The organism is Terrimonas ginsenosidimutans (assembly GCF_022012415.1).
GTDB classification, from domain to species: Bacteria; Bacteroidota; Bacteroidia; order Chitinophagales; family Chitinophagaceae; genus Terrimonas_A; species Terrimonas_A ginsenosidimutans.
In genome coordinates this window covers 165,416-190,485 of sequence record NZ_JAKLTR010000014.1, presented here as the reverse complement: position 1 = coordinate 190,485, position 25,070 = coordinate 165,416, and the positions used below count along the sequence as shown (strand labels likewise).

Sequence of the window (25,070 nt, the reverse complement as noted above, 5' to 3'; positions counted from 1 at the left end):
ATTTGTATGAAATTTTTAACGGCACTTCTTCTTACGGCTTTATTATCATTTGTGGGAGGGTTATACGCTCCCTGGTGGTCATTGGCACTCATGTCTTTCCTGGTAGCGGTATTAGTCGCACAGAGGCCCGGAAAGGCATTTCTGGCAGGGTTCCTTGCGCTTTTCCTGTTATGGGGCTGCGTTGCTTTATGGCTCGACGTCAGAAATAAAGGGCTTCTTTCGGCCAGGATCGGGGAATTACTGGGACTGGGAAGCAGCAGCATCCTTCTGATCCTGGTCACCGCTCTGATAGGAGGGCTGGTAGCTGGTTTTGCTGCACTGACCGGCAGTTATCTTCGTTCACCTAAAAGAACGACCTCCTTCCGCTGATAATTTGTAATGCAGGCTCATTATGAAAAGACTGATCGTCGCTTTTATTACCGTCTTTTTGGCAAATATTGCTTTTGCGCAGAAGGCGAGGCTTACCGATGCCAGTATTGTAAAAGATACTGCGGGAACGGTATATCCTGCATCAGCCTGGAAATCGTTTTTATCAAGCGGTAAATACGGGATACGTGCAGAGAACCCTGCGTCTTCTTCCAGTGCTTTTATCATCTATGCTTTGTCGGAGGAAGAGATCAGGCACAGGCAGGACAATCTGCCCAGGCCCTTCGAAAGCGGCTTTTTTATTACAGGGCGAAAACCTGCCAGCTTTGTAGCCAAAGATCTGGAAGGGAATAAATACAAATTAAAAGACCTTATTGGGAAAGTAGTCATACTCAATTTCTGGTTTGTGAATTGCGGTCCGTGCCGTACCGAGATCCCGGAGCTAAATAAACTTGTTGAGGAATACAAAGACAGCAGTAATGTAGTCTTTCTCGCCGTCGCACTCGATGAAGAAAAAGAAGTCAAACGGTTTGTCGAAAAGATCCCGTTCAACTACCAGATGATCACCAACGGCCGGTATATCACTGCCGAATACGGGATCACCGTTTATCCTACTCACGCTGTAATAGACAAAGAAGGAAAAGTATTGTTCCATACCAGCGGGCTCAGTCGCTCTACAATTCCATGGCTGAGGAAGATGATTGGGCAGGCGGTGGAGCGGTGATGATCGTTGGCCGTTGGCCGTTGTCCGTTGACCGTTGACCGGAATTCAAGTGAGGTGGAATAAAATTGGATCTTCGTGTACAAATTAAAAGCGAGGGGCTATCGTTGATAAACGATAGCCCCTCGCTTTTAATTTGTGTCGGTCAACGGTCAACGGTCAACGGTCAACGGTCAACGGTCAACGGTCAACGGTCAACGGTCAACGGTCAACGGTCAACGGTCAACGGTCAACGGTCAACGGTCAACGGTCAACGGTCAACGGTCAACGATTACGTACCTACAATCCCCCGCTTTGTCCATTTTTTGTTTTTTGTAACATCTGTAGAAGTATTTTCGTTCCATACCACACCTCAATCACTGCTATGCAAAAAACATTACTCGTATTTTTTTCTCTCTTTATCACGGTCGTTTCTTTCGCAGGAAAAGTTTCCGGGCTTATTACAGATGATCAGGGTAATCCTTTAGCCTATGCATCCGTAAGTATCAAAGGAACCACAAAGGGCACGACCTCCAATAGTGCAGGACGTTATTCGATCAATCTTTCCCCCGGAAAATATACGCTGATCTGCCAGCATATAGGATATGGGAAATCAGAGAAGACCATTACGGTGGGGGCTGGTGATGAAACACTGGATTTCAAACTTTCGATACAGGAGCTTACTTTACAGGAGGTGGTGGTAAAGAGGGGGGAAGACCCTGCTTATGAGATCATCAGAAATGCGATCAAAAAAAGATCTTACTATAATGAGCAGGTTGATTCCTTCTCGGTAAACGTTTACATCAAAGGATTGATGCGCTCAAAGGGAATGCCCAACAGGGTTTTTGGAAAAAAAGTGGAAAGGGATGATAGCGATGGGCTGGATTCTGCGGGACAGGGCATCCTCTTTCTGTCAGAATCACTGACCAAAGTGGATTATGCAAAACCGGGCAAACTAAAACTGGAAGTGATCTCCTCAAGGGAAAGCGGCGGTGGCTACGGACTGAGCTTTCCGTTCTTCATCAATTTCTATCAGAACAACGTTTCTGTATTTGATAACAACCTGAACCCTCGCGGATTTATTTCTCCTATTGCTGACGGGGCATTGAACTACTACAGGTACAAATATGAAGGCTCATTCGTGGAAGACGGGGTAATGATCAATACGATCCGTGTTACGCCGAAACGCAAGAACGAACCTCTCTTCACTGGCACCATTCAGATCTCTGAAGACGACTGGCGGATCTACAGCACCGATCTTTTTACCACCAAAGATTACTCACTCGAAATGCTTGATACGATCAGGGTAACCCAATTGCATTCCCCTGTAGAAAAAGATATCTGGAAAACGAAGAACCAGGTAGCGTATATCGTATTCAAACAATTCGGATTTCATATCACCGGTAACTTTGTGAACGTTTACAGTGATTACGATATCAATCCCAGCTTTAATAAAAAACACTTTGGCCGTGTGTTGATGAAATATGATACGGCCTTTAATAAGAAAGATACAGTCTACTGGAATATGACAAGACCGGTTGCACTGGAGAATGATGAGAAACAGAACTTCGTGTTCAAGGATAGTGTTAACCAGATCTGGCGTGATTCGCTGCGATCAAGGCGTCATATAGATTCACTGCGAAAAAATCAGAAGCCGGTTACCGTAAAAGGAATATTCTGGTCGGGGCAGGGCAGGAATTTTTACGGCAAAAGATCAACGCTCAGCTGGCACCTGAATCCACTGATCCCGCAGGTAGAGTATAACACAGTGGAAGGTGTTTCTGTAAACGTTGAGCAATCGTTCAACTATTACCGCAAAGGGAAATATAATTACCAGCTTAACTGGAATACGCGGTATGGTTTCAGTAATACACACCTGAACTCCTATGCAGACCTTTATATCAGGCCCAAGACAATGGGTTACCGGAACAGATACCTGAAACTTTCCGGTGGTAAACGTCTTTCACAATTCAACCAGGACAATCCTATCAACCCGCTGACCAATGCCGCTTATACGCTTCTTGATAAAAAGAACTATATGAAGCTGTATGAGAACTGGTTCGGAAGGGTGGAGTACAACAATAAACTGGAAAGCGGTCTGCGCTTAAATGTTCATCTTACTTATGAGGATCGTCTGCCATTGCAGAACACAACCGACTATTCTTTCTTTAATAAAGATGCGGTGTTATTGCCGAATCATCCTTATGAGCTGGCCGGTCTTCCATTTGACCGCAACCAGGCCGTTGTTGCCGGTGCGTCTGTGATCTGGCAGCCGGGTCAGCGCTACATCGAATATCCATGGGGTAAAATGCCGCTGTCTTCCGATGCTCCGGAATTTGAATTGCAATATGCAAAAGGTATTAAAAAGGTATTCGGTAGTGATGCCGACTTCGATAAATGGAAATTCTCCGTTACCGATAAGATGAACTTTAAAATGGGAGGAGAATTCAAGTACAAGATCGGAGTAGGAGGTTTCCTGAACAGCAACAATGTCGCTATCCCCGATCTTCAGCACTTCAATGGGAACCAGACATTCTACAATATCAATTACCTGAACAGCTTCCAGCTGGCACCTTATTACCGTTACAGCAACGCGGAGAAGTTCTATGCGTTCGGACATGCAGAACATCATTTCAATGGCTTGCTTACCAACAAGATCCCCCTGTTCAACAAACTGAAATGGTATCTTGTGGGCGGAGCCAATACGTTCTACGTGAACAGCGATAACTATTACGTGGAAGTATTCGCCGGCCTTGAAAATATCTTTAAGCTCTTCCGTGTAGACTTCGTTAACGCGATCCAACCCGGCCTGGGCAACAAGTTCGGTGTTCGTGTTGGTCTCGGCGGACTGATCGGAGGCAAAGTCTCCTTCAAATAACCCGGAGCTAAAAGAAAAGAGAGGGGGAAGAGGATCTTTGGTCCTGTTTCCCCTCTTTATATTTATTCAAATAACTGGTTTTTAAATAAGTATGCAAATCTGCAAAATCGGGTTCCATCCTTTTCGTCTTTCCTGCTCTTAGCCTAACTTTGCGCTGCAATTTGGTTCAGCCTGCAACTGTCCAATAATGTTTATTTCCCGGTCATTCCGGGATCAAATTGAAAAAAAGATGGCCTTACACAATCGCATCTCCCGGCAGGAGTTGAAGGATCGTATATTGAATGATCCGACTCCGCGCACCACTATTTCCTTTTATTGTTATTTCAGGATCGAAGATCCTGCGGTATTCAGGAACACTCTTTACCGGGCACTGACGGAGCTCGGTGTAATGGGACGTATCTATGTGGCTGCGGAGGGGATCAATGCACAGATCAGCGTTCCTTCCGCAAATGTGGATGCATTTCGTTCGTACCTGTATTCTTATCCGGAACTGGATGGCCTCCGGTTGAACATTGCCGTGGATGATGACGGTAAGTCGTTTTATGTGCTGGATATAAAAGTCCGCAATAAGATCGTAGCCGATGGGATCGAAGACGAAACATTCGATATGGCCAACAAGGGACGTTATGTGAATGCAGAACAATTCAATCAGCTATCTGATGACCCTGATACGGTGATCATTGATATGCGCAATCACTATGAATTTGAAGTGGGGCATTTTGAAAATGCTATTGAGGTTCCAAGTGATACATTCCGAGATCAGTTGCCGATGGCGGTGGACATGATGGAAGCAAACAAAGAAGCCAACATCATCATGTATTGCACAGGTGGTATCCGTTGCGAAAAAGCTTCCGCCTTTATGCTGCATAAAGGGTTTAAAAATGTATTTCATCTCGAAGGAGGTATTATTAATTATACCAACCAGGTAAAAGAGCAGGGGCTTGCCAATAAATTCCATGGAAAGAATTTTGTGTTTGATCAGCGGTTGGGCGAACGTATCACCGAAGAGATCATTGCTCAATGCCACCAGTGTGGAAAGCCTGCAGACACACACGTTAACTGCGTCAATGATGCCTGCCATCTGCTGTTCATCCAGTGTGATGAATGCCGGGAAAAGTATGATCAATGCTGCAGCACTGCCTGCCAGGAAGTGATCCATCTTCCCGTCGAGCAGCAAAAGGAATTGCGCAAAGGAGCTGATAAAGGAAGGAACGTTTTCAATAAGTCAAGACAACGCAAGCCGAAGTTGAATGGGGGATGAGGGGAAGTTGGGAGGCTAGTAGGTTTGGCAGGTTTGGGAGGTTTCATAGGTTCCAATAGTTCCATAAGTTTTTTCGGGTAAATACGCTCTTAAATTGAAGAGGTTTAATAAGTAGTTGTGCTGACTGCTTATTAAACCTCTTCAATATTATTAAAGATGGTACACAAAACCTGTGAAACCTATGGAACCTTCCAACCTCCACAACCCCTCCTAATCCACCCACTCCACACAAACCGGTTTTCCCACTTCTATTCTGTGCCCGCTGTCTTCCAGCAGGCCGGAAGATTTATCTCTTTTGAACACAACGATCTCGTCGCTGTTTTGATTGGCGGCCAGCAGGAATTTACCTGTTGGATCCAGATTGAAGTTACGGGGTGTTTTACCCAGTGTTGACTGATGGGCTACATAGGTGATCAGCCCTGTGCGTGGGTCGATGGCAAAAATGCCGATTGAATTTGATTGCCCGCGTGTGGAAGAATAGAGATACCTGCCATCTGTTGACACATGTATGTCAGCGCCATCCGCCGGGCCATTGTATTCAGGAGGCAATGCTGAGTAATGCTGAAGATGTTCGAGCTGCCCATTCTTATGATATTTGAATGCTTCTACACCTCCCCGCATTTCAGTCGCCAGATAAGCATATTTACCGGAAGGCGCAAAGGTAAGATGACGCGGGCCGTCACCTGCTTCCACTTCGGTGAATGGCATTTCAGCCGGCGTGAGTTTACCTGCTTTGCTGTCAAAGGCGTAAGTCATCACCTTATCGATGCCAAGATCCGCGACAAAAAGAAATTTTCCATCGGGTGAGAAGACCGTGTTATGCACATGCGGGCCACCCTGACGGTCAGCGTTTACACTTCTGCCTTCATGTTTGATCACCTGAGCAGCTGCGCCAAGCGATCCATCTTTCTGTACAGGATAGAGTGCAAGTGTTCCTGAGCTGTAATTGCCGGCAACAACCCATTTACCACTCTTGTGTACGGCAACAAAGCAAGGGTGATTACCTTCTGAAGACTGACTGTTCAGCCTGGTAAGCCTGCCTGTTTTTTTATCGAAGGAGAATGAAGTGATGCTGCCTCCGTTTCCCTGATCATTCCCGTTCTCATTAGCGGCGTATACATACTTTTTATCGGGTGATACGGCGAGATAGGAGGGATTCTCCGTTACCGCACTATCAATAAGAACGCTGGCGCCTGTAGCACTGTTGAACCTGTAAACATAAATGCCTTTGCTTGCTCCGCCTGTGTAAGTGCCAACAAGTAAAAACGGCTCCTGACTGTTTAGAACTGACATAGTAGATAAGAATATAACCAAAAAAATAAGTTTTTTCATCACTACGGGATATAAGGTGATCAAATGAATTTTCTTCAGGGTGTTAAATTACTCATCTGCCCTTAATATTCCCTATAATTTCTTTAACAAAAATCATACGGCTTTTGATTCATTTTTAACAATCGGTGATCAAACTTTCAGGAATAGTGAACAGTCATAGTATTAAAGAAAACAACCAGATCGTAAATCTCAAAATTGAACTACTATGAAAAAGATATTTACAATTTCCTCCATGCTGATCTTATCAGTGGTATTGCTTGCAAGTTGTACTAAACGTTCTTACCAGGAAGAGGGGAACGACTACTGGCTCTCAAAAGAATATGGTGTGGTGGTGTACAGTGATAACTACTGTCCTTACTTTGTGATCGAAACACAGGATGGTTACACAGTCGTCCGCTCAAACGGCTACCGCCCTTACGAAGGAGATGAAGTGTATGGTGATCTTAGCCGCCTCGGTTTCCGTGACCTGTACAACTATACAGATAATTCTATCATGCGGGGTGAGATCACTGACTACTGGCTTACTTATGGTGAAGCACAGTACCTGATCGACAACCTTTGCTACGGATACAGCAGAACTGCTGAAAAGAAAACCATCAAGCAGGGATTGCTGAAGAAGAAGTAAGTAAAAGGACTCAGGGTTTAAATGTTTAAAGGTTTAATAGTTTGAAAGTTTTTCGGTGAACTTTCAAACTATTAAACCTTTAAACATTATAACTCATTATCGCAAAGCAGCAACTACTTTATCATATGTTTCCTGTTCTGAAAGCAATTCGGGTTTAAACTTTTCACCGATCACTTTTTCGTACAGCTCAATATAGCGTTGTGAGATCGTATTTACCCATTCATCGGTCATTTCGGGAACAGATTGTCCTTCTTTGCCCATGAAGTTGTTAGCGATCAGCCATTCCCGTACAAATTCTTTACTCAGTTGTTTCTGACGCTCGCCTTTTTGCTGACGATCTTCAAAGCCTTCTGCGTAGAAATAGCGGGAGCTGTCCGGCGTATGGATCTCATCCATCAGGTAAACAGTGTCACCGATCTTCCCGAACTCATACTTTGTATCTACAAGTATAAGTCCCTGTTTTGCGGCGATCTCTTTTCCTTTTTCAAACAACTGCAATGCGTATTCGCTGAGGATGGCCCATTCCTGGGCAGTTGCCAGACCTTTGTTCAGGATCTCATCGGGAGAAATATCTTCATCGTGTCCCTGTTCTGCTTTGGTTGATGGAGTGATGATCGGGGAGGGGAAGTAATCATTTTCTTTCATTCCTTCAGGCATTGCTGCGCCGCAGAGCGTGCGCTGACCCGAAGAATATGTTCTCCAGGCATGGCCCGTAAGATTGCCTCTCACCACCATTTCGATCCTGAAGGGTACACATTTTTTTCCAACAGAAACATTGGGAGCAGGCACTGTTTCAAGCCAGTTCGGACAGATATCACGTGTTGCTTCCAGCATATAAGCTGCGATCTGGTTAAGCACTTGTCCTTTGAACGGGATCGGTCTTGGCAATATCACGTCAAATGCGGAGATCCTGTCAGAAGCAACCATCACGAGGCGGTCACCGATCGTGTACACATCGCGCACTTTTCCGCTGTAAAAAGCGGTTTGTCCGGGGAAAGAAAAAATATTCATAATCGAAAGTAACACGACCCGCAAAATCTACCCAATCCGGGAGCCCCGAAGATTTCAACATTTTATTCTTTCTCCTTAAAAATTAAATTTTTACGAAAAGGGGACAATCCTTATTTTTCCATTAATATTCCAAACCTAAATTGCCAATTATGAGAAAAAGCTATCGCTTTTTAGTGGTCATGATGATGTCCTGCCTTTTTACGACCACGGTTTTTGCGCAAAGTGTCTCAGTCTCTGGTAATGTTCGCAATAATTCGTCTCAGGAGGTAGTTCCTGCGGTATCCGTTGTAGTGAAAGGGACGAGCACGGGAACGTTTACAAATTCCGATGGAGATTTCAGTCTGAATGTTACCAAATTGCCCGTTACACTTGTTTTTAGTTCAGTTGGATATGAGAATTATGAGGTGACCGTTACGGATGCTTCTGCAAAAATTCAGGTCGACTTTAAGCCTAATATCTCTCTTGGCCAGGAAGTGGTTGTTGCGGCGAACCGCACACCTACACGGATCCTGGAATCTCCTGTAACCATCGAGCGGATGAGTACAAACACGATCCGCAACGTGGCAGCTCCAAACTTTTACGATGCCATCTCCAACCTCAAAGGGGTGGATATGCATACGGCCAGCCTCACTTTCAAAACACCTACAACCCGCGGCTTCCTGGGAAGCGGCAATATCCGGCTGAACCAATTGGTAGACGGAATGGATAACCAGGCGCCTGGTCTGAACTTTTCTGTAGGAAGTATTGTCGGCCCCAATGAACTTGATGTGGACAATGTCGAAATGCTCGCAGGTGCATCATCCGCGCTTTATGGCTCTGGCGGTATGAACGGAACACTCCTGATCAACAGCAAAAATCCTTTCAAATACCAGGGCTTCAGTTTTAACGTGAAGCAGGGTATCATGCACATCAATGACGAAAGCGGTCAGAAACCTTCTCCCTATTACGACTGGTCATTCCGCTGGGCAAAAGCATTCAAAGATAAATTCGCTTTCAAGATCGCTGCCTCATTCGTAACCGCGAATGACTGGGCTGCGAATGATGACAGAAATAAGCAACAGCTTGGTGTATTGAGCAAAGTCGTTGGAGGAAACCGTGGAAATGATCCGAATTACAACGGTGTGAATGTCTACGGTGATGAGGCCAGCGCCAATATGATGCAGTTCGCACAACTGGTCATGGCACAGGCACCGGCTGCACTGGTACAAGCTGCAAATGGCTATTTCGGTCCTTTGGGCGCGTATCCGACGAATGCACAGGTCGGTGCATTCATTTCTGCATTTCCGGCCGCACAGCAGCCAAGTGTTCAACAGTTCCTGCCTTTTTATATCGGTGCCACCAAAGGCTATTTTGGTAATTCAAACGTTTCCCGCACCGGTTATGATGAAAAAGACCTGGTTGATTATAACACGATCAACGCGCGCTTCACCGCTGCGCTGCATTACAAGATCACGCCGGGCATCGAAGCTTCGCTCAGCACCAATTTCGGAACGGGTACAACCGTGTATACCGGTGCAGACCGCTATTCTCTCCGTAACCTGAAAATGGCACAGCATAAGCTCGAGATCAGGGCAAAGAACTGGTTCCTTCGCGGCTATACAACGCAGGAGAATGCCGGTGGTTCTTATAACGCCACCGCGCTTGGTGTATACATCAACAGCAAATGGAAATCCAACCAAACATGGTTTGGCCAGTATATCGGAACATTCGCTGAAACACGCCGCCAGGCAATGGCAAATCTTTCTGACGCGCAGATCCATACCAATGCACGTGCTGCGGCTGATCAGGGTCGCCTGATGCCGGGCACTGCAGCTTACGAGGCAGCTGTGAAAGAAGGCCGTTCTGTTCCGATCTCTCAGGGAGGTGCGCTCTTCCTTGATAAAACTGATCTTTGGGCAGGAGAGGGCCAGCTGAACCTTTCGGAAGCCGGTGGTTTCAGTGATAAGGTAGAAGTGATCGTTGGTGCTAACTGGAAACAATATGTGCTTAATTCAGGCGGTACTCTGTTCGCCGATACAGCAGGAAATATCAAGATCAACGAGTATGGCGGATACATCCAGTTGCGTAAATCGCTGTTTGATGATTTCCTCACACTTACCGCAGCTGGCCGGTATGATAAACAAACAAACTTCGACGGTCGTTTCACTCCACGCTTTACCGCTGTACTGAAAGTGGCCAAAGACAACAATATTCGCTTCTCTTATCAGACCGCGTATCGTTTCCCGACCAACCAGGACCAGTATATCAGCCTCATCACAGGAGCTGGGACATTGATCGGCTGTTTACCTGAATTCCAGACTTATTATGGCCTGAACTCTACTTCACGCCCCGGTTATACGGCTGCAAGCATCATGGAATACCGCGGTACCGGCGATGCGACAAAACTTGTCCAGGCTCAGTTCAGAGAAGTAAAGCCTGAAACAGTAAATTCTTATGAAGTAGGTTACAAGGGGATCCTCGGCGGACGCCTCCTCGTAGACGCTTATGCATATTACAGTGTATACAAGAACTTCCTGGCAACGATCGGTGTTGGTCAGTCAAACATCCCGAATTCGCCTGTTGGACTGCTTTCTTCCCTGACCACAACCAACGTTTCTTACAAGCAGAATGCGGATGAAGATGTGAAAGCACTTGGTTGGGGTGTCGGCCTGGAGTACCAGTTGCCAAAAGCCTTCAACCTTTATGGTAACGTATTCCATGATCAGTTGAAAGATCTCGCTCCAGGATTCGTATCATTTTTCAACGCCCCGAAATACCGCTTCAACATCGGGCTGCGCAATGAAAATGTCTTCAGGAACGTAGGCTTTAACGTAGTCGCAAAATGGCAGGATAACAGCTATTATGAAGGCACTTTCGTTTCCGGAGAGCTTCCTTATTTTACCTGGGTTGATGCACAGATCACCTACCGTCCGGCAAAATCAAAAAGTGTATTCCGTGTAGGTGGTACTAACATCGGCAATAGTTACTACCGGACAGGTTTTGGTAGTCCATATGTTGGTGGCCTGTATTATGTGAGCTATGGATACAACATCTTCTAAATACCAATAAAAGATAAACAAGAAGCCGTTCCGATGAGGAACGGCTTTTTTGTGAGGTAGAATAGTGTTTCGTATCCCTCAAAACTTTCTTTTCTGCTGATAATCCAGGCTGGGCATGAAGCGAAGTGTTCTATTCAGGAGGAATAAATACTTCAGGTGGTCAGCAGAGATTTAGTACGAACACGGCTTCCCGGGCCACCTGAGGTCTGAAATCATTTCAAGACTGTCAGAGGCGCAACTTTTCCCTTTTGTCCGGGTCAAAGGACACATCTTTTTTGCTCCGCTTGGGCAGGTGACAGCAGATTACGCAGATCAAATAATTTGTGTAGAAAATCATCTGTGGGGCTGTGCTGCAAAAAGGAAAGGCTACTCGTTATCTGCTGGATCAGTACGATAGGAGGGATCATGTTGAAAAGTTGGGGGATGGTCTACAAAATGGCTTGGGTTGAAATGTTCGGGATGAGCATCGCTCGCATAAACTTCTGGCGGCCCTTCCACCGTAGCGAAGCGGAGGAGGGAACCTACGCCAGTCGCTCAAAAGATTTATCACCCTCAGCGTGTCAGCTTGTCACCATTTTTCACTGCCTGAATCCCGTCAAACTTTGGACGGCCAAAGGACGACCAAGAGACGGACTAACGACAACCAACAAGCATTTCAAAAACACGCGAAGTTTGAGCCTGAATGATTATCATTAGTCAACTTATCAGCTGGCTTCCCGTGCCAGAATGTCGTGTCTAAAGAGCATATATCGCTTCAAGGCGTGCTCACGTTTTTTGTGCCCGATCAGACAGCTATCGCTTAAAAACCTGTAAGTGGACAAGTGATAATAACCCGTTTGCAGAATACCGCCAAGCCTGATTACATCAGGGGAGGGACAGAAGCAAAAGCAAAAGCAAAAACCTTTAAACTTTTAAACCCTTAAACATTTAAACAACCATCCCACAACTTTTACGCTTAATCCGATAGGAGGCCTGGCCGCACAGATCGGTTGTTCTCTTCTTCACCTCTTCACATAAAAAAACCGCCTCACTTGAAAGTGAAGCGGTTGTGTTGCAGGAGTTGCAACTGCTTTTAACCGAATAAACCACCATTTTTATACTAAGGGTCTGAAGAAGGAAGGGATTCAAAGGAAATGCTTTTATCCTCTTTCTCCTCTATCAACCTCTTAGCTAAAGAGACCACCTTTTTTCAGGGTTCTTGTTGATTCACCAATTTTGAACCCGTTATGATAGATCTCGATTTTGTAATCACCTCTTTGGAAATCTTCCTGGCGAATAGGGAACTGTACAGCTTTACGGGTACCTTGTTCGTATTCAACCGGAACTTTAGTTGTGAACGCTTTGTCACCATCTGCACGTGTAGTCAACGTACCAGATCCGAGATTTGCATCAGAAACTACTTTACCATCAGGCGCAGTTACCATGATATACATATCAGCAGGACCAGATTTAGCGATACGGTTTTCTACATCAAAAGAAACAACCAGTTTATCAACGCGTTTTGCTGTAGTGCTCACTTTCTCTTTACCGTTTTTCTTTTCATTGATCGGAGTGATCTGAATGTTTGATGCGCTGAAAGTAGAACCTACGTCAACAGTTTGTGACAGCGCTTCTTTTTCAGAAGAAGATGTCTGAAGGTTTTGCTCCAGTACTTGTTTTTCTGAGCTCAGCTGTGTATTATTTGCTGTCAGCTCCTGGTTTTCGCCGGTCAGTCTTGAAACTTCCTGCTCCAGGTTAGCGATCTTATCATTCAATTCAGAGATCAGTGTACGGGCTCTTGCCAGTTCAGCATCAGAAGCATTCTTTTTGCTCAGGATGCTGCGGATCTCAGCTTTTTTAGAATCAATGTCTTTTTGCAGGGAAGATTTTTCACCTTGCAGGTTGTTGTTTGCGCCAGTGATCGAATCAAGACGCATTTCAGCCTCGTCATACATCAGCTTGAGTGAATCACGCTGAGACATGTAGGAGTCTGACTGCACTTGTGCAACCTTGATATCTTCTCCTGACTTGTTTTTATCATAGAGCAGATAACCCCAGGTACCGAGCAGTGCTGCAACTAAAATTCCTATCAATAAATTACGACTACCGCGGTTTTGAGGAGCCGGTGGCTGATTTTGCGGAGTAGCGGATGGATAATTCGTGTTTGCCATATAGATGGGTTTTAAGTGTTTTAAATTTTAAATTTAATGTTTCTCTTTCGATTCGTTTAGTGAATAGTGATTTTTCTACTGTACAGTGGTTTCTTTGGTAATTAACTGATTCCATGTCTTGTACAATTCAAATAATTGTATCAATTCGTGTAATCTGCGTTAATTCGCACAGTCAATTCCGAAAACCGTGCCAGAAACTTTTTTTTGGATCGCGAAAACTTCACAATCCCTTCCGCAGAAAAATAGCTAAAGCCTGTATCTTAGCGCCTTATGGCGGTTGAAAAAATCATAGCAGAATGGAAAAAGGGGGTATTCAAGCCGGTTTACTGGCTTGAAGGAGAGGAAGAGTATTTCATCGATAAAGTAATTAATTACGCTGAACATAACCTTCTTCCTGAAAGTGAAGCTTCATTCAATCTATCGATATTTTATGGACGGGATTCGAACTGGGCGGATATCGTAAACGCCTGCAGACGTTATCCAATGTTTGCAGAAAGGCAGGTGGTTGTACTTAAAGAAGCACAACAAATGCGCGATATAGAAAAGCTGGAGGGATATGTAGAAAACCCGTTGTCGTCAACTGTATTTGTTGTTTCCTATAAAGACAAAAAAGTAGATGGCCGCACCAAATTTGCAAAGGTCCTGAAGGAAAAAGGCGTGTTCATCAGTACTAAAAAGATCTATGACAGCCAACTGCCCGATTGGACGCAGGAGTTATTGCGTTCAAAAGATCTCTCCATTTCTCCAAAAGGGTTAGCTCTCCTGATCGATCATATAGGAAATGATCTCAGCCGGATAGAAAACGAGATTGAAAAGATCTCTGTTAATCTTGCCGCGAGGAAAAATATCACGGAAGATGATATCGAGGAGTTCGTTGGGGTGAGCAAAGATTTCAACGTATTTGAATTGCAGGCGGCACTGGCAAAAAAAGATCTCGCCAAAAGCATACGGATCATCCAGTATTTTGAATCAAACCCGAAAGCCGCACCGATCCAGTTGATATTGCCATCTCTCTATGGTTTTTTCAGCAAAGTGTTTATGGTTTTCGGTGCAGGTTCGCAGGATGAGAAAGCTATTGCTTCCGCGATTGGCGTAAATCCTTTTTTTGTCAAAGATTACCTGCATGCATCGCGGGTATATGATTATACCGGAGTAGAACGTGTATTGCTGTTATTGCACCAGTATAATCTGAAGAGCATTGGTGTCAATGCCGCGCCCACTGAGGATGGTTCTTTAATGAAGGAAATGGTCTATAAGATCATGGCCTGATCATATAAATTTTTTTTTAAACCCGGACACGTAATTTGCGGGTATGTTACCAGATAAAAACAACACCAAAATGAAAAAACTTTCTAGTCTTTTTTTTGCAGCAGGACTTTTTTTCCTGACTAGCTGTCAAACTACCCGGGAAATTTCCATCAATGATAATGGCGGAGGCACGATGGTGACTACCATGGACATGAGCCAATTGCTAGGGATTGCAAAAATGTCTGGAGAGGCAGATAAAATGGGCGATCAGAAACTGGACACGACCATTTCTTTTGCAAACATGGCAGACAGTATTCCTGATGCTACGCCTGCGGACAAAGAATTGCTGAAAAAAGGCTCAATGGCAATGGTGATGAACATGGAAGAAGATAAATTCCTGGCGAAAATCAGTTTCCCCTTCTCTGATGTTACAGAAATTACCAAACTGCAACAACTGTCCGGGAAACTCATGAAGGAATCAATGAAGAAACAAATGAGCGGTAAAGGCCAGGAAGGAATGCCTGATGATGCGTTGCCCCTGCCCCAGGCTGGCTTTGACGACTATTTCAAAACTACCTATTCAAAAGGTTTGATAGAAGTACGTCTTGATAAAGAGAAATATGCAACAGTTGGTGCCGACCAGGGGATGCAGAGCCTGAAAGAAGCGATGTCACAGGGTTTACCGTTCCTGAACAAGGTGATCATTCATTTGCCGAAACCTGCGAAAAGTGTTGAAGGTGCAAATGCAAAACTTTCTGAAGATAAGAAAACACTGACAGTAGAAAATGATATGAGTGATTTCTTTGAAGATGCGACAAAGCTTGAATACAAAGTGGAATTCTAAAGCAATACATTCTTAAAAACAGAAAGCCCCGGGATACCGGGGTTTTCTGTTTTTAGAATGTGATGGATCTTAATCAAAATACTTATAGTTAAAGATCTGAGTGTAGGGTGAATATCTCATAATTCGTTTGGAAAGGCGACCTTTTGTGTCATAAGTGGTCTCATAAACCCGTTCTGAACCAGCAGCCGGACCAAAATTTACTCCATCAGTCGAAATTGTTGGAGAGGCCGTCCATGATCTGATGCCGCCATTCAATAGGGTGGACGAAGTGGTAAAATAAGTGTTCAACATATCAAAAGGCGTTGTGCCGAATGCCTGGTCGTGCATCATCCACTCCAGATCAGCACCAAACAATTTTTTGAGCAGGGAGACCATGTGAGTGTTGGGAGAGTTTTCCGCTGTAACGATCAGTTTTGTGGTAAAGATAGTTGTGCCGGATCTTGTTGTGTCAAGCCTGCTGGTAAGCTTCTTGTTGGCATCATAAAAATAGCGAAGGGTGATTGAGTTATTTGCACTGCTATTGGTTTCGATATCTGTTACAGGATACCCGTCTTTATCCAGCACGATCTTTTTAACAGTAGCTGCATTCTTTGCATAGCTTATTTCTTTTCCACCGTCTGGCAGAAGTAAGACAGTGCAGCGTATGGTTGCAGCGTTTGAGGCTATCAGATCGATAACACCATTTCCTTTCCGGTCGATTACCAGCGAGTCTTTTTTTGAGAAGTTTGCGTCAACCTTATTGTAAAGGATCTTTTGCAGAAGACCGCCCTGGTCATAAAAATACCTGGTATAGCTGTCTTTTGTTGAGTCAGCCCAGAACGTAAGGGTGTTTTGCGACACGTTTCCCTTAAGAACAACGGAAGAAAATGTTACCATTCCGGAAGACGGTTCCCATATTTTTTCAATCGACATCAATGTTTTTTCAGCATTAGCCGGTTCTGGTTTGGGGGTGTCTTCATGATCTGACTTACAGGAAGCGATTATCAGGCACATACATGCTGCCGGGAGCAGCCAGGTTCTTTTCATAGTACGGGAATTTGCAACGCAAGATAGAGCGTGCTTTATGGATGCGCAATAGCCCTCCGGGAGTTTTTATCAACAAAGAAATTCTATTATTAGCCTTTAAGTGTTTTCACTTGCTTTTATATTACATGCGCGATCCTGAACAGGGAATGATATGCTGTTTTTACAGGATGTTAAGGCTATCGATCTTATCCTGGTCGATCTGTTTTACGAGTGCTTCCAGTGAATCAAACTTTATTTCTTCTCTCAGGTATTTTTTTATAAAGATGCGGATCGTTTTTCCATAGATATCCTGGTTGAAATCAAACAGGTTCACTTCAATCACCCGTCTTTTGCCGTCGACCGTTGGTCTGAAGCCGATACTCATCATCCCTTTCAGCCGGCTGGAAGCAGGCTCACCATGCGTAAGGGCGGCATAGACAGCATAGATCCCGTTACCCGGAATGATCTTTTCCTCATCAGGTACATGGATATTAGCCGTGGGGTAGCCAAGTTCTCGGCCCAGTTTATCGCCATGCACCACCACGCCGGAGAAAAAGAAATCATACCCCAGCAATTTATCAGCGATGGAGACACGGCCTTCGAGCAGGGCTTCGCGGATGCGTGTGGAACTGATAGCGATCTCATCCAGGATGTGTTTTGGGATTTCCCTGAGCTGATAGCCGAAACGCGGCGCCAGTTGCTCCAGCAGCCTGTAATCGCCTTTACGCTCTTTGCCAAAACGATGGTCATAACCGATGATGACGGTATGCGGATGAAATCTTTTTACCAGGAAGTTTTCGACATAGTCTTCGGCAGACTGGTTGGCAAACGCATCAGTGAAGGGAACCACCACCACGTGATCGATCCCCAGTTGCTCGAGCAGCTCCAGTTTTTCTTCCGGTGTATTGATCAACCTTACACCGAGTATCGCAGACGTCACCACTTTACGCGGATGCGGGTGGAAAGTAATGATCACGGTTTCACCGTTTACAGACCTGGCTTCGCGGATCAGCTCATCAATGATCTGCCGGTGGCCGGCATGAACGCCGTCAAAAGTACCGATCGTGACCACAGCATTCCTGAATTCGGGCAACTGATCAAGGTTTCTGTGAATTTGCATAAAGGGGCAAAGATAGGAGGAAATCGATGGCCGATGACCGTTGTTCGTTGTCCGTTGACCGTTGTCCGGAGAGCCAGGAATTAAATTTTGTAATGTAAGATTTTGCTGTTTTCCGGTCAACGGTCAACGGACAACGGACAACGATTAGCAGGCAAAGGACAACGGACAGTATTTTTGTTTATTTTCGCGCCTCAATTTTACCCATGAGCTTATACGATAAAAGAGGCGTTTCGGCACAAAAGGAAGAGGTGCACGCTGCGACGAAAAAACTGGATAAAGGCCTTTATCCCAAAGCGTTTTGTAAGATCTATCCGGATGTGCTGTGTGGAGATGCGGATTGGGTGAACCTGATGCATGCGGACGGGGCGGGAACAAAAAGCATCCTGGCCTATCTCTACTGGAAAGAAACGGGAGATCTGTCTGTCTGGAAAGGTATTGCCCAGGACGCGATCGTGATGAACCTGGATGACCTGCTGTGTGTTGGCATCTACGACCAGCTTCTTTTCTCGTCCACCATCGATAGAAATAAGCACGCCATCCCGGCAGAGGTGCTGGAAGCGGTGATCAACGGAACACAGGAATTCTTTGATGCCATGAAAAACTTCGGTATCAATATTACCTATATGGGCGGAGAAACAGCGGATGTGGGCGATGTGGTGAGAACGATCGCCGTAAATGGAACCATGACCGCACGCTGGCCCAAATCAAAACTCATTACCAACGAAAAGATCGCACCGGGACAGGTGATCGTCGGTCTCGCCGGTTTTGGTAAAGCGGGTTATGAACAAAGCTATAACAGCGGCCTGGCGAGCAATGGCCTGACCAGCGCCAGACACGATGTTCTGCAAAAAATATACGGACAAAAATTTCCTGAATCGTTTGATAACTCACTGGATGATTCGGTGGTGTATATCGGGCCACATCGTATGACGGATAAGATCGAAGTGGATGGGGAAGAACTGAATATCGGACAGCTGCTGCTTTCTCCTACGCGTACGTTTGCCCCGGTGCTGAAGGAACTGCTGGAAAATCATTTTGACAGTATCAAGGGCCTGGTGCATTGCAGTGGCGGCGGCCAAACAAAATGCCTGAAGTATGTACCTGAAGACGTACATATTCTGAAAGACGAACTTTTCACCCCACCCGTGATCTTTGATCTGATCCAGAAAGCAAGCGGTGCTGATGACCATGAAATGTACCAGGTGTTCAACATGGGTACAAGACTGGAGATCTATACCAACGAGGCAGATGCTGATAAACTGATTAAAGTAGCGGCGAAAATGGGTGTGCAGGCGCGGGTGATCGGAAGGGTAGAGGAGGAGAAGCCCGGAAAGAGACTTACGATTAAGACTGCAAACGGAATGCTGGAATACGCTTAAGAAAGGCTGGCGTAGTAGTATCGCAGAGGGCGCAAAGAACCGCAAAGAGCGCAACGAAATCTTACGATCAACGTTGCGCTCTTTGCGGTTCTTTGCGCCCTCTGCGATGAGAACTACGCCAGGTGGCCGGTTATTCTTTCACGAACTTATGCGAAGAAGAAGTCATTCCTTTTCCTTCAACATTCAGGATATAAGTTCCCGGAGCAAGTGATCCGATATTGAAACCATTTACGGTACTGCCTTTTACTTTTTTGATCGAGGAACGCATTTTCTCCTTGCCGCCCATATCAACGATACGAACCGTCACTTCACGTTCTTCTGATCCTTCCAGACGTACAAAGACTCTGTCGTTCGCCGGGTTAGGATAAACGGAAACCGAAGGAATTGCGCTGATGGTTACTTCTTGCAGTTTAGGTGTTTCGCCTTTGACAACGAAAGTGAATGCTTGCGTTTTGATCGCATTTACAGCTTTGCCATTCTGATAGGCAGGGTTCCAGTAAGGGCTGTTCTCCAGAGCACGGATGGCTGCTGCTTCCATGCCGAAACCGTGATTGGTAAGCGCTTTGAAATCGCTCAGGCGTCCGTCATCCGAAACTTTCATGCGTACCTGTACGGTGTATTCACCGGCAGGAGCATTATTTTTTGCAGGAGATGCGGCATCGAGATTTTTGGTTAAAAAACTGTACCATGCAGACGCTCCGCCTGGGAACGCTGGCTCCACTTCTACTTTTGTGAAAGTGCGGCTAACATTTTCTATCGTTACTGATTGTAATTTGCCTTTTACAGGCACTTCCTCAATCTGGCCTTTTATCGAATTTGACGGCACCTGACGCACTTCGATCACCTGGTCGCCCGTTGCTTTTTTTGTTCCGTAACCGACTACTGTTACCTCTTCAAGCTTGTTAGACTGGGTGCCGGCTTTTACTTCCTCAATGGGCTTTATCTGCAGATTCGTAACACGGGTTTTCGCACCTGTGCCAATGAGGCGGCCAGAGTCAGTAACGACCACTCCCGGTAACGTTTCCAGTCGAAGCTCTTTTACTTCCACATCTTTTTTTGTGGTGATCAGCATTACACCGTTTTTACCTTTGTCTCCGTAAAGACCGGTTGCAGAAGCGTCTTTCAGAATAGAGATCGACTGGATCTTATCCGGATCGAGTTGCTGGAGTGTAAGTTTGTAATCATCCCTATCTTTTACAACTCCATCCAGAACGATCAATGGCTCTTTTCCAGGGACAGGTGAGGCGCTAATGCGAACTGAATTGGCCTTAACAGCCGGAACAGTGTCGAGCGTGGCTGCTTTGAATTCCAGCACACCATCTCTTGCCTGTTCGCCATACTGTAGAATAGCATTCTTGTCATTGGGCGGAGTGGAAACCACATACATGGCTTCAATAACGACATTTTTTCCTTTTTTACCGGTAAATGCCGCAAACTCATCACTGTTGAAACGTTTCCCGTTGAAGATGATCAATTGAGGTTTTACTTTTTGGTTCTGGGCATTGAAACCATCACCTTTTACGGTGAATACATCAGCCCGTATATCTGTTTTCCCATCTGGGAGTGAATCGATAACAGCAGGCTGAATGTCAGTAACGGTCACTTCGGCAAGCAGGTCGGGAGATTTTTTCTGATAACTGAATGCAAACAATGTAATGAGTAATGCACCCAGCGGCAATACCAGCAGTTTGCGCAGGTATTGATGACTTGTTTTTTGTGGATTTGTAATCATGGCTATACGTCTTTTTATCTGATTGTGAAAAAAAGGTTGGACAAGTGAATGCTGAGTATTCAATGCCTGCATAAGTAACATCTCCGCGTATTCCCATTTCTCTGTGTCGTGTGACGCAAACCGGTCGGCAAGAAACTCATGGATCGCCTTCAATTCTTTTTTCATCAGGTGAAAGAAAGGGTTGATCCAGAAAACAATCGTTATTATCTCCATAAACACCGAATCAATACTGTGTTTTTGTTCGATGTGGTATACTTCATGACGGAAGATCTGCTCGCCTTTCTGAGAAGACAACTCAATGCGATCATTCCAGAACAGCCAGCGAAAGAATGAAAAGGGGGTACCGGGTTCAGATGTATTGATGAACCGGATCCCGTTCAGGTGTTCCGCAGGATGCCGGCGCATGATCTTTTTAAGGCGATAGACAGAAACAAGGACCTTAGCGACACCGGCTACTGCAACCAGTGCATAAAAGCAATACAACAATCCCTGCCAGTTAAAAGGCTTTTCCACTTCAGCAGACGGATCAACATTGATCACTACTGCGGGGCCTGACAGATTTTGCAGCGCATACATCCATTTATCTTCCTCCGTGAAGTACACCGGTATATTCAGAAAAGGAATGAGCACGCTTGCCAGCGTTGCAGCCAGGATGTAAAAGCGATTGTACTGATGGAATTTTTTATTGCGTAACGCAAAATGATAATAAGCATACAGGATGCCTGATACAACCACTACCTGGACCAGGTAAAAGAACAAGCTTTTCATTTCTTGTTGTTTTGTTGTTTTTTAATTTGTTGAAGCAGGGTTTCCAGTTCTTCCACTGAAATATTATTTTCCTTCACCAGGAAGGATACAACATTGCTGAATGAACCTTCGAAGTATCCTTTCACCAGCTGCTTCATACTGCGTTTGGAATAATCATCTTTGCTCACAAGAGGATAGTACTGATGCTGGCGGCCCATTACATTGATCGCTACAAATTCTTTTTCCACCAGGATCTTCAACAACGTCGCCACAGTATTCTGATGCGGCTTGGGGTCTTGCATATCATCCACTACATCACGCAGAAATGCTGTTTCTAACTTCCACAACACCTGCATTACCTGTTCCTCCGCTTTGGTAAGTGCTTTCATATTTCAGAGTTTTTATCCGGCCTGTTAAAAACCGTCAACGCAATTTAAACAATCCGAAGCTATAACTAAAAAACTAGTTTTACAACTAATTCTTTAGTTTTATTAAAAAAAGGGGATTTTTACCTGTAGTTTGCCTTATTTTGCAGAAAACGAACGGATTAATGTCAGAGCCGATTATCGAAATACAGCACGCCAATATATATCAGGGTAATAATCTCATTTTGCAGGACGTAAACCTGACCGTTAATAAGGGGGAGTTCGTGTACCTGGTCGGAAAAACAGGAACAGGTAAGTCGAGCTTACTGAAAACCCTGTATGGCGAGCTTCCGCTTACTGAAGGAGAATCCACGGTAGCAGGATTCACGCTGAAAAAGATGGATTGGAGAAAAGTACCTTTTCTCCGCCGCAATCTTGGCGTGGTATTTCAGGACTTCCAATTGCTGACAGACCGTAACGTGAACGAAAACCTCAAATTCGTTTTAAAAGCCACTGGCTGGACTGATGCGCGTCTTATGGATGAAAAGATCCAGGACGTGTTGGAAAAAGTTGGCCTGAAAGCAAAAGGCTTTAAAATGCCGTTTGAGCTTAGTGGTGGAGAGCAGCAGCGGGTAGATATCGCACGGGCCCTGCTGAATTCACCAAAGCTGATTCTGGCAGATGAACCTACAGGTAACCTTGATCCTGAAACTTCTGATGAGATCATGAACCTGCTATTCCATATTTCCCGGGATTTCAACACCACGATCCTGATGGCTACACATGATTATATCGTTGTGCAGAAATTTCCTGCGCGGATGATCCGGACAGAACGCGGACGTGTGATCGATAATGCTACCATAACCATTGAATAAGCTCGCGCGTATTCTTTTCGTTGTCGTATGTATTTCCGAGTAGCTGTTTACGAAGGATCTTTTCTTCTCTTGTATAGGGCTGATGATACAATTGCATGATGATCGATGCAAAGGCATTCGCGTTGCCCGCAAGATGGCAGGCATCTTCCAGGCCCGTTCCCGCAACCATTGGCTCATTTACCACACAATGCCGGCCCTCAAACAAAGCATGCAGTAGTTTAAGGCGGATGCCTGTTACTTCCTTATTGAAGCAGGGGAGTACATGTATATGCGCTTTGCGTACCAGGTCGTTCATTTCTGTTTCTGACGGATCTGCAACCAGGCAGGTATGCTGGCACAATTCCGCCACTTTTGATAACCGCTTAGACGGCTTTTTGCCGGCAATAATGAAGGGTGCCCTCGATTTTGTAACAACATTGCAAAGCAACCAGAGCGCAGCCTTTTCATTCTCCGGCACAGATAAATTTCCGTGATAGAGGCAGAAATTGCCCTGACCTTCTTCTCCCGTTACTTTTTGCCAGGTTGGAAAAGTGGGGAGGAACTGCACATTGTCGAGATGATAAACATTCTTCAACGCACGTACATCATTTTCCGACACACATGCATAAGTACATTCATCCGGAAGCTCAGTCGCATATTTTTTCAGCAGCCGGCTTTCATTGAAGAAGTACAGTTTTTTTACAAATGATTTTTCCACCCTTGCAAGCTCTTTATAATAGATGCTTTCTTCATTGTGCATCCGGATGAGCACTTTACGGGATGAAATATCCATGTCCCGTAATATGCCAGTGCAATGAATACCTTCCAGCAGGATAGGGTGGTTATCTGCGGAAAGCCTTTGTACCAGGTCGTCATTCATCCTTGATGCGACGATAAAAGGTGTTTTGAAAGAAAAGCTGTTATTGAATGTTTCGCGGGGGTATACATTGATCGATTCGCAGAACTGGTTAAGTTCATTCGGTGTACCGCGTTCATTATAGTTGAAGTAATGCAGGTGGATACGGATCCCAAGTTCATGAAGTTTCATGATCCTGTTCATCATATCGATGGCACCGCCATAATCGGCCGGCCATGGCGTATCCAGGCATACTATGTGAAGATGTTTATTCATTACAAATATGGCTCATACAAAGCGACGAGTTTTTGCCGCTCGTTTTCCCAGCACAGTTCTTTGGCCGCTTCCAGCGCGTTCTTTTTTAGTATTGAGTATCGCTGCTGGTCATTTAATAATTGCGTTATCTCTTCCGCCATATTTTGCGGGTTCCGGGAAATAAAACAAAATCCGCATTGATATTGTTCGATGATAGCTTTTACTTCCGGAATGGCGCTTGCCGCCACCGGAAGACCGGCGTGAAGATAGTCAAACAACTTGTTTGGCAGTGTAAACCAGTGATTCAGGTCTTCGAAGCCATCCAGGGAGATCCCCAGCGTGGCCAGGGGCGTGTACCTTCTGAGCTCATCAGGAGGCATTTTGCTGATCATATCCACCCGGCTTTCGAGGCCCCATTCCATCCTCATCTCCGCAATCTTATCCCATTCATTTCCGCCTCCGATATAAACCAAATGATGATCGGCAGGCAGATACCGCATGATCTCCAGTAATTCCAAGCCACCACGTCCGGGATGCATCCCCATTCCCTGCATGATCAGCAATTTTTTTCCACGCCAGTTTTCCGGCATGGGAACCGGGTCAACAGGGCGGGTGACCGGTACATTTCTAACAATGAAGATCTCATTGCCATATTCCTCATAATACTTATTCTTCACCGATTCATTCACCGTATATACCAACGGCAGTTTAGGAAAGATCCAATCTTCCAGCTTCTTCCAGATCCTGCGTTTAAATGGTGAATTTCTCAGCGCAGATACGCCGGTGTAATATTCGTGTGTATCATAAAACAATTTTTTCTTTCTCCACCTGCTTACGATGTAATTAGGAAGCAGCGCATCCAGATCATTAGCCAGCAGGTAGTCCGTTTTGCTGAACAACAGGCGAAAAAAAAGCCGGGTATTGAATTCAGCAAACTGGAGAAAGCCTTTGCTGAAAAAGCATTTTAGCCTTTCCGCATGGAACGGATAACTGCCAAGTGGCAAGCTGTTGCTAAATGCACGACCGATCAGTTTGATCTCAAAACCCATCTCGTGCAGGGTGGTGCAGATACGCAATACACGCTGGTCTGTGGTGAGTTCAGATATAACAGAAACGGTAATTCTTTTCATGCTGCGGCCAAAGCTAGCGGGAAAAAAGTTTAAAAGTTTAAAAGTTTGAATGTTTAAGTGTTGCCCCGGAAGGGTTCTGTATCAGATCAAAACAGGGAGGTGTTGCAAAAACTTTAACATCCGGGGGAAAAAATCTCTTGGCGATATACGTAGCTCTTCGTACTATTGCTGCTG

At 45.2% G+C, this 25,070-nt stretch carries 19 protein-coding genes; 10 read left to right on the top strand and 9 right to left on the bottom strand.

Translation table 11 applies throughout. From position 1 onward, the window contains the following. Nucleotides 1–6: 6 nt before the first annotated feature. From LZZ85_RS20355 to trhO, 4 genes are all read left to right on the top strand, one after another. Entirely contained in the window at nucleotides 7–369 is a 363-nt protein-coding gene (locus LZZ85_RS20355) for a hypothetical protein (protein WP_237875201.1), read from the top strand. 22 nt (nucleotides 370–391) lie between these two features. Beyond that, a complete protein-coding gene (locus LZZ85_RS20350) occupies nucleotides 392–1,090 on the top strand; it encodes a TlpA family protein disulfide reductase (protein ID WP_237875200.1) in 699 nt (232 codons plus the stop codon). Between the two features lie 361 nt (nucleotides 1,091–1,451). Then, nucleotides 1,452–3,944, top strand: a complete 2,493-nt coding sequence (locus LZZ85_RS20345; protein WP_237875199.1) for a DUF5686 and carboxypeptidase regulatory-like domain-containing protein — start codon at nucleotides 1,452–1,454, stop codon at nucleotides 3,942–3,944. 229 nt (nucleotides 3,945–4,173) lie between these two features. Then, nucleotides 4,174–5,205, top strand: a complete 1,032-nt coding sequence (trhO, locus tag LZZ85_RS20340) for an oxygen-dependent tRNA uridine(34) hydroxylase TrhO (RefSeq protein ID WP_237875198.1) — start codon at nucleotides 4,174–4,176, stop codon at nucleotides 5,203–5,205. 210 nt (nucleotides 5,206–5,415) lie between these two features. Here trhO and LZZ85_RS20335 read toward each other — a convergent pair whose 3' ends face one another. Beyond that, on the bottom strand, nucleotides 5,416–6,498 hold the full coding sequence (locus LZZ85_RS20335) for a lactonase family protein (RefSeq protein WP_237875197.1): 1,083 nt from the start codon (nucleotides 6,496–6,498) through the stop codon (nucleotides 5,416–5,418). A gap of 244 nt (nucleotides 6,499–6,742) precedes the next feature. Here LZZ85_RS20335 and LZZ85_RS20330 point away from each other — a divergent pair, with 244 nt between their 5' ends. Then, nucleotides 6,743–7,162 carry a hypothetical protein gene (locus LZZ85_RS20330; RefSeq protein WP_237875196.1) on the top strand — a complete coding sequence of 140 codons (420 nt, stop codon included), beginning with the start codon at nucleotides 6,743–6,745 and terminating at the stop codon, nucleotides 7,160–7,162. A gap of 96 nt (nucleotides 7,163–7,258) precedes the next feature. Here the strand turns inward: LZZ85_RS20330 and LZZ85_RS20325 are convergent, their stop codons facing one another. Further along, entirely contained in the window at nucleotides 7,259–8,173 is a 915-nt protein-coding gene (locus LZZ85_RS20325) for a phosphoribosylaminoimidazolesuccinocarboxamide synthase (protein WP_237875195.1), read from the bottom strand. Nucleotides 8,174–8,322: 149 nt separating this feature from the next. Between LZZ85_RS20325 and LZZ85_RS20320 the strand changes: the two genes are divergently transcribed. Continuing rightward, nucleotides 8,323–11,211, top strand: a complete 2,889-nt coding sequence (locus tag LZZ85_RS20320) for a TonB-dependent receptor (protein WP_237875194.1) — start codon at nucleotides 8,323–8,325, stop codon at nucleotides 11,209–11,211. 1,166 nt (nucleotides 11,212–12,377) lie between these two features. Here the strand turns inward: LZZ85_RS20320 and LZZ85_RS20315 are convergent. Beyond that, a complete protein-coding gene (locus LZZ85_RS20315; protein WP_237875193.1) occupies nucleotides 12,378–13,361 on the bottom strand; it encodes a DUF8428 domain-containing protein in 984 nt (327 codons plus the stop codon). A gap of 270 nt (nucleotides 13,362–13,631) precedes the next feature. Between LZZ85_RS20315 and holA the strand changes: the two genes are divergently transcribed. Then, nucleotides 13,632–14,630 carry a DNA polymerase III subunit delta gene (gene holA / locus LZZ85_RS20310; RefSeq protein WP_237875192.1) on the top strand — a complete coding sequence of 333 codons (999 nt, stop codon included), beginning with the start codon at nucleotides 13,632–13,634 and terminating at the stop codon, nucleotides 14,628–14,630. A gap of 70 nt (nucleotides 14,631–14,700) precedes the next feature. After that, nucleotides 14,701–15,453 (top strand): hypothetical protein, encoded by a 753-nt coding sequence (locus LZZ85_RS20305; protein ID WP_237875191.1) that lies wholly within the window; start codon nucleotides 14,701–14,703, stop codon nucleotides 15,451–15,453. Between the two features lie 69 nt (nucleotides 15,454–15,522). On the opposite strand, the gene LZZ85_RS20300 is transcribed toward LZZ85_RS20305, so the two are convergent. Continuing rightward, nucleotides 15,523–16,479 carry a hypothetical protein gene (locus LZZ85_RS20300; protein WP_237875190.1) on the bottom strand — a complete coding sequence of 319 codons (957 nt, stop codon included), beginning with the start codon at nucleotides 16,477–16,479 and terminating at the stop codon, nucleotides 15,523–15,525. Between the two features lie 160 nt (nucleotides 16,480–16,639). After that, a complete protein-coding gene (locus tag LZZ85_RS20295; protein ID WP_237875189.1) occupies nucleotides 16,640–17,578 on the bottom strand; it encodes a bifunctional riboflavin kinase/FAD synthetase in 939 nt (312 codons plus the stop codon). Between the two features lie 203 nt (nucleotides 17,579–17,781). Here LZZ85_RS20295 and LZZ85_RS20290 point away from each other — a divergent pair, with 203 nt between their 5' ends. After that, complete coding sequence (locus tag LZZ85_RS20290) at nucleotides 17,782–18,957, top strand: AIR synthase related protein (RefSeq protein ID WP_237875188.1); 1,176 nt, start codon at nucleotides 17,782–17,784, stop codon at nucleotides 18,955–18,957. Nucleotides 18,958–19,087: 130 nt separating this feature from the next. Here LZZ85_RS20290 and LZZ85_RS20285 read toward each other — a convergent pair whose 3' ends face one another. Both LZZ85_RS20285 and LZZ85_RS20280 read right to left on the bottom strand, forming a co-directional pair. Further along, complete coding sequence (locus LZZ85_RS20285; protein WP_237875187.1) at nucleotides 19,088–21,457, bottom strand: T9SS type A sorting domain-containing protein; 2,370 nt, start codon at nucleotides 21,455–21,457, stop codon at nucleotides 19,088–19,090. Continuing rightward, nucleotides 21,454–21,825: a BlaI/MecI/CopY family transcriptional regulator gene (locus LZZ85_RS20280; RefSeq protein WP_237875186.1), complete on the bottom strand. Its 372-nt coding sequence runs from the start codon at nucleotides 21,823–21,825 to the stop codon at nucleotides 21,454–21,456. The genes LZZ85_RS20285 and LZZ85_RS20280 overlap by 4 nt, the downstream gene beginning before the upstream one ends. A 161-nt stretch (nucleotides 21,826–21,986) precedes the next feature. On the opposite strand from LZZ85_RS20280, the gene LZZ85_RS20275 reads away from it, so the two are divergent. Then, nucleotides 21,987–22,676, top strand: a complete 690-nt coding sequence (locus LZZ85_RS20275; protein WP_237875185.1) for a cell division ATP-binding protein FtsE — start codon at nucleotides 21,987–21,989, stop codon at nucleotides 22,674–22,676. Here LZZ85_RS20275 and LZZ85_RS20270 read toward each other — a convergent pair. Both LZZ85_RS20270 and LZZ85_RS20265 read right to left on the bottom strand, forming a co-directional pair. Continuing rightward, nucleotides 22,657–23,787, bottom strand: a complete 1,131-nt coding sequence (locus LZZ85_RS20270) for a glycosyltransferase (protein ID WP_237875184.1) — start codon at nucleotides 23,785–23,787, stop codon at nucleotides 22,657–22,659. The two genes, LZZ85_RS20275 and LZZ85_RS20270, sit on opposite strands and share 20 nt — an antisense overlap. Next, entirely contained in the window at nucleotides 23,787–24,896 is a 1,110-nt protein-coding gene (locus tag LZZ85_RS20265) for a glycosyltransferase (protein WP_237875183.1), read from the bottom strand. Before LZZ85_RS20265 ends, LZZ85_RS20270 begins: the two co-directional genes overlap by 1 nt. Nucleotides 24,897–25,070: the final 174 nt, after the last annotated feature.

Coding starts and splice junctions, on each gene's coding strand:
- LZZ85_RS20320 (WP_237875194.1), top strand. CDS start 8,323: ATGAGAAAAAGCTATCGCTTTTTAGTGGTCATGATGATGTCCTGCCTT.
- LZZ85_RS20305 (WP_237875191.1), top strand. CDS start 14,701: ATGAAAAAACTTTCTAGTCTTTTTTTTGCAGCAGGACTTTTTTTCCTG.
- LZZ85_RS20350 (WP_237875200.1), top strand. CDS start 392: ATGAAAAGACTGATCGTCGCTTTTATTACCGTCTTTTTGGCAAATATT.
- LZZ85_RS20290 (WP_237875188.1), top strand. CDS start 17,782: ATGAGCTTATACGATAAAAGAGGCGTTTCGGCACAAAAGGAAGAGGTG.
- LZZ85_RS20275 (WP_237875185.1), top strand. CDS start 21,987: ATGTCAGAGCCGATTATCGAAATACAGCACGCCAATATATATCAGGGT.
- LZZ85_RS20280 (WP_237875186.1), bottom strand. CDS start 21,825: ATGAAAGCACTTACCAAAGCGGAGGAACAGGTAATGCAGGTGTTGTGG.
- LZZ85_RS20315 (WP_237875193.1), bottom strand. CDS start 13,361: ATGGCAAACACGAATTATCCATCCGCTACTCCGCAAAATCAGCCACCG.
- LZZ85_RS20270 (WP_237875184.1), bottom strand. CDS start 23,787: ATGAATAAACATCTTCACATAGTATGCCTGGATACGCCATGGCCGGCC.
- holA (WP_237875192.1), top strand. CDS start 13,632: ATGGCGGTTGAAAAAATCATAGCAGAATGGAAAAAGGGGGTATTCAAG.
- LZZ85_RS20355 (WP_237875201.1), top strand. CDS start 7: ATGAAATTTTTAACGGCACTTCTTCTTACGGCTTTATTATCATTTGTG.
- LZZ85_RS20325 (WP_237875195.1), bottom strand. CDS start 8,173: ATGAATATTTTTTCTTTCCCCGGACAAACCGCTTTTTACAGCGGAAAA.
- LZZ85_RS20335 (WP_237875197.1), bottom strand. CDS start 6,498: ATGTCAGTTCTAAACAGTCAGGAGCCGTTTTTACTTGTTGGCACTTAC.
- LZZ85_RS20345 (WP_237875199.1), top strand. CDS start 1,452: ATGCAAAAAACATTACTCGTATTTTTTTCTCTCTTTATCACGGTCGTT.
- LZZ85_RS20330 (WP_237875196.1), top strand. CDS start 6,743: ATGAAAAAGATATTTACAATTTCCTCCATGCTGATCTTATCAGTGGTA.
- LZZ85_RS20285 (WP_237875187.1), bottom strand. CDS start 21,457: ATGAAAAGCTTGTTCTTTTACCTGGTCCAGGTAGTGGTTGTATCAGGC.
- LZZ85_RS20300 (WP_237875190.1), bottom strand. CDS start 16,479: ATGAAAAGAACCTGGCTGCTCCCGGCAGCATGTATGTGCCTGATAATC.
- trhO (WP_237875198.1), top strand. CDS start 4,174: ATGGCCTTACACAATCGCATCTCCCGGCAGGAGTTGAAGGATCGTATA.
- LZZ85_RS20295 (WP_237875189.1), bottom strand. CDS start 17,578: ATGCAAATTCACAGAAACCTTGATCAGTTGCCCGAATTCAGGAATGCT.
- LZZ85_RS20265 (WP_237875183.1), bottom strand. CDS start 24,896: ATGAAAAGAATTACCGTTTCTGTTATATCTGAACTCACCACAGACCAG.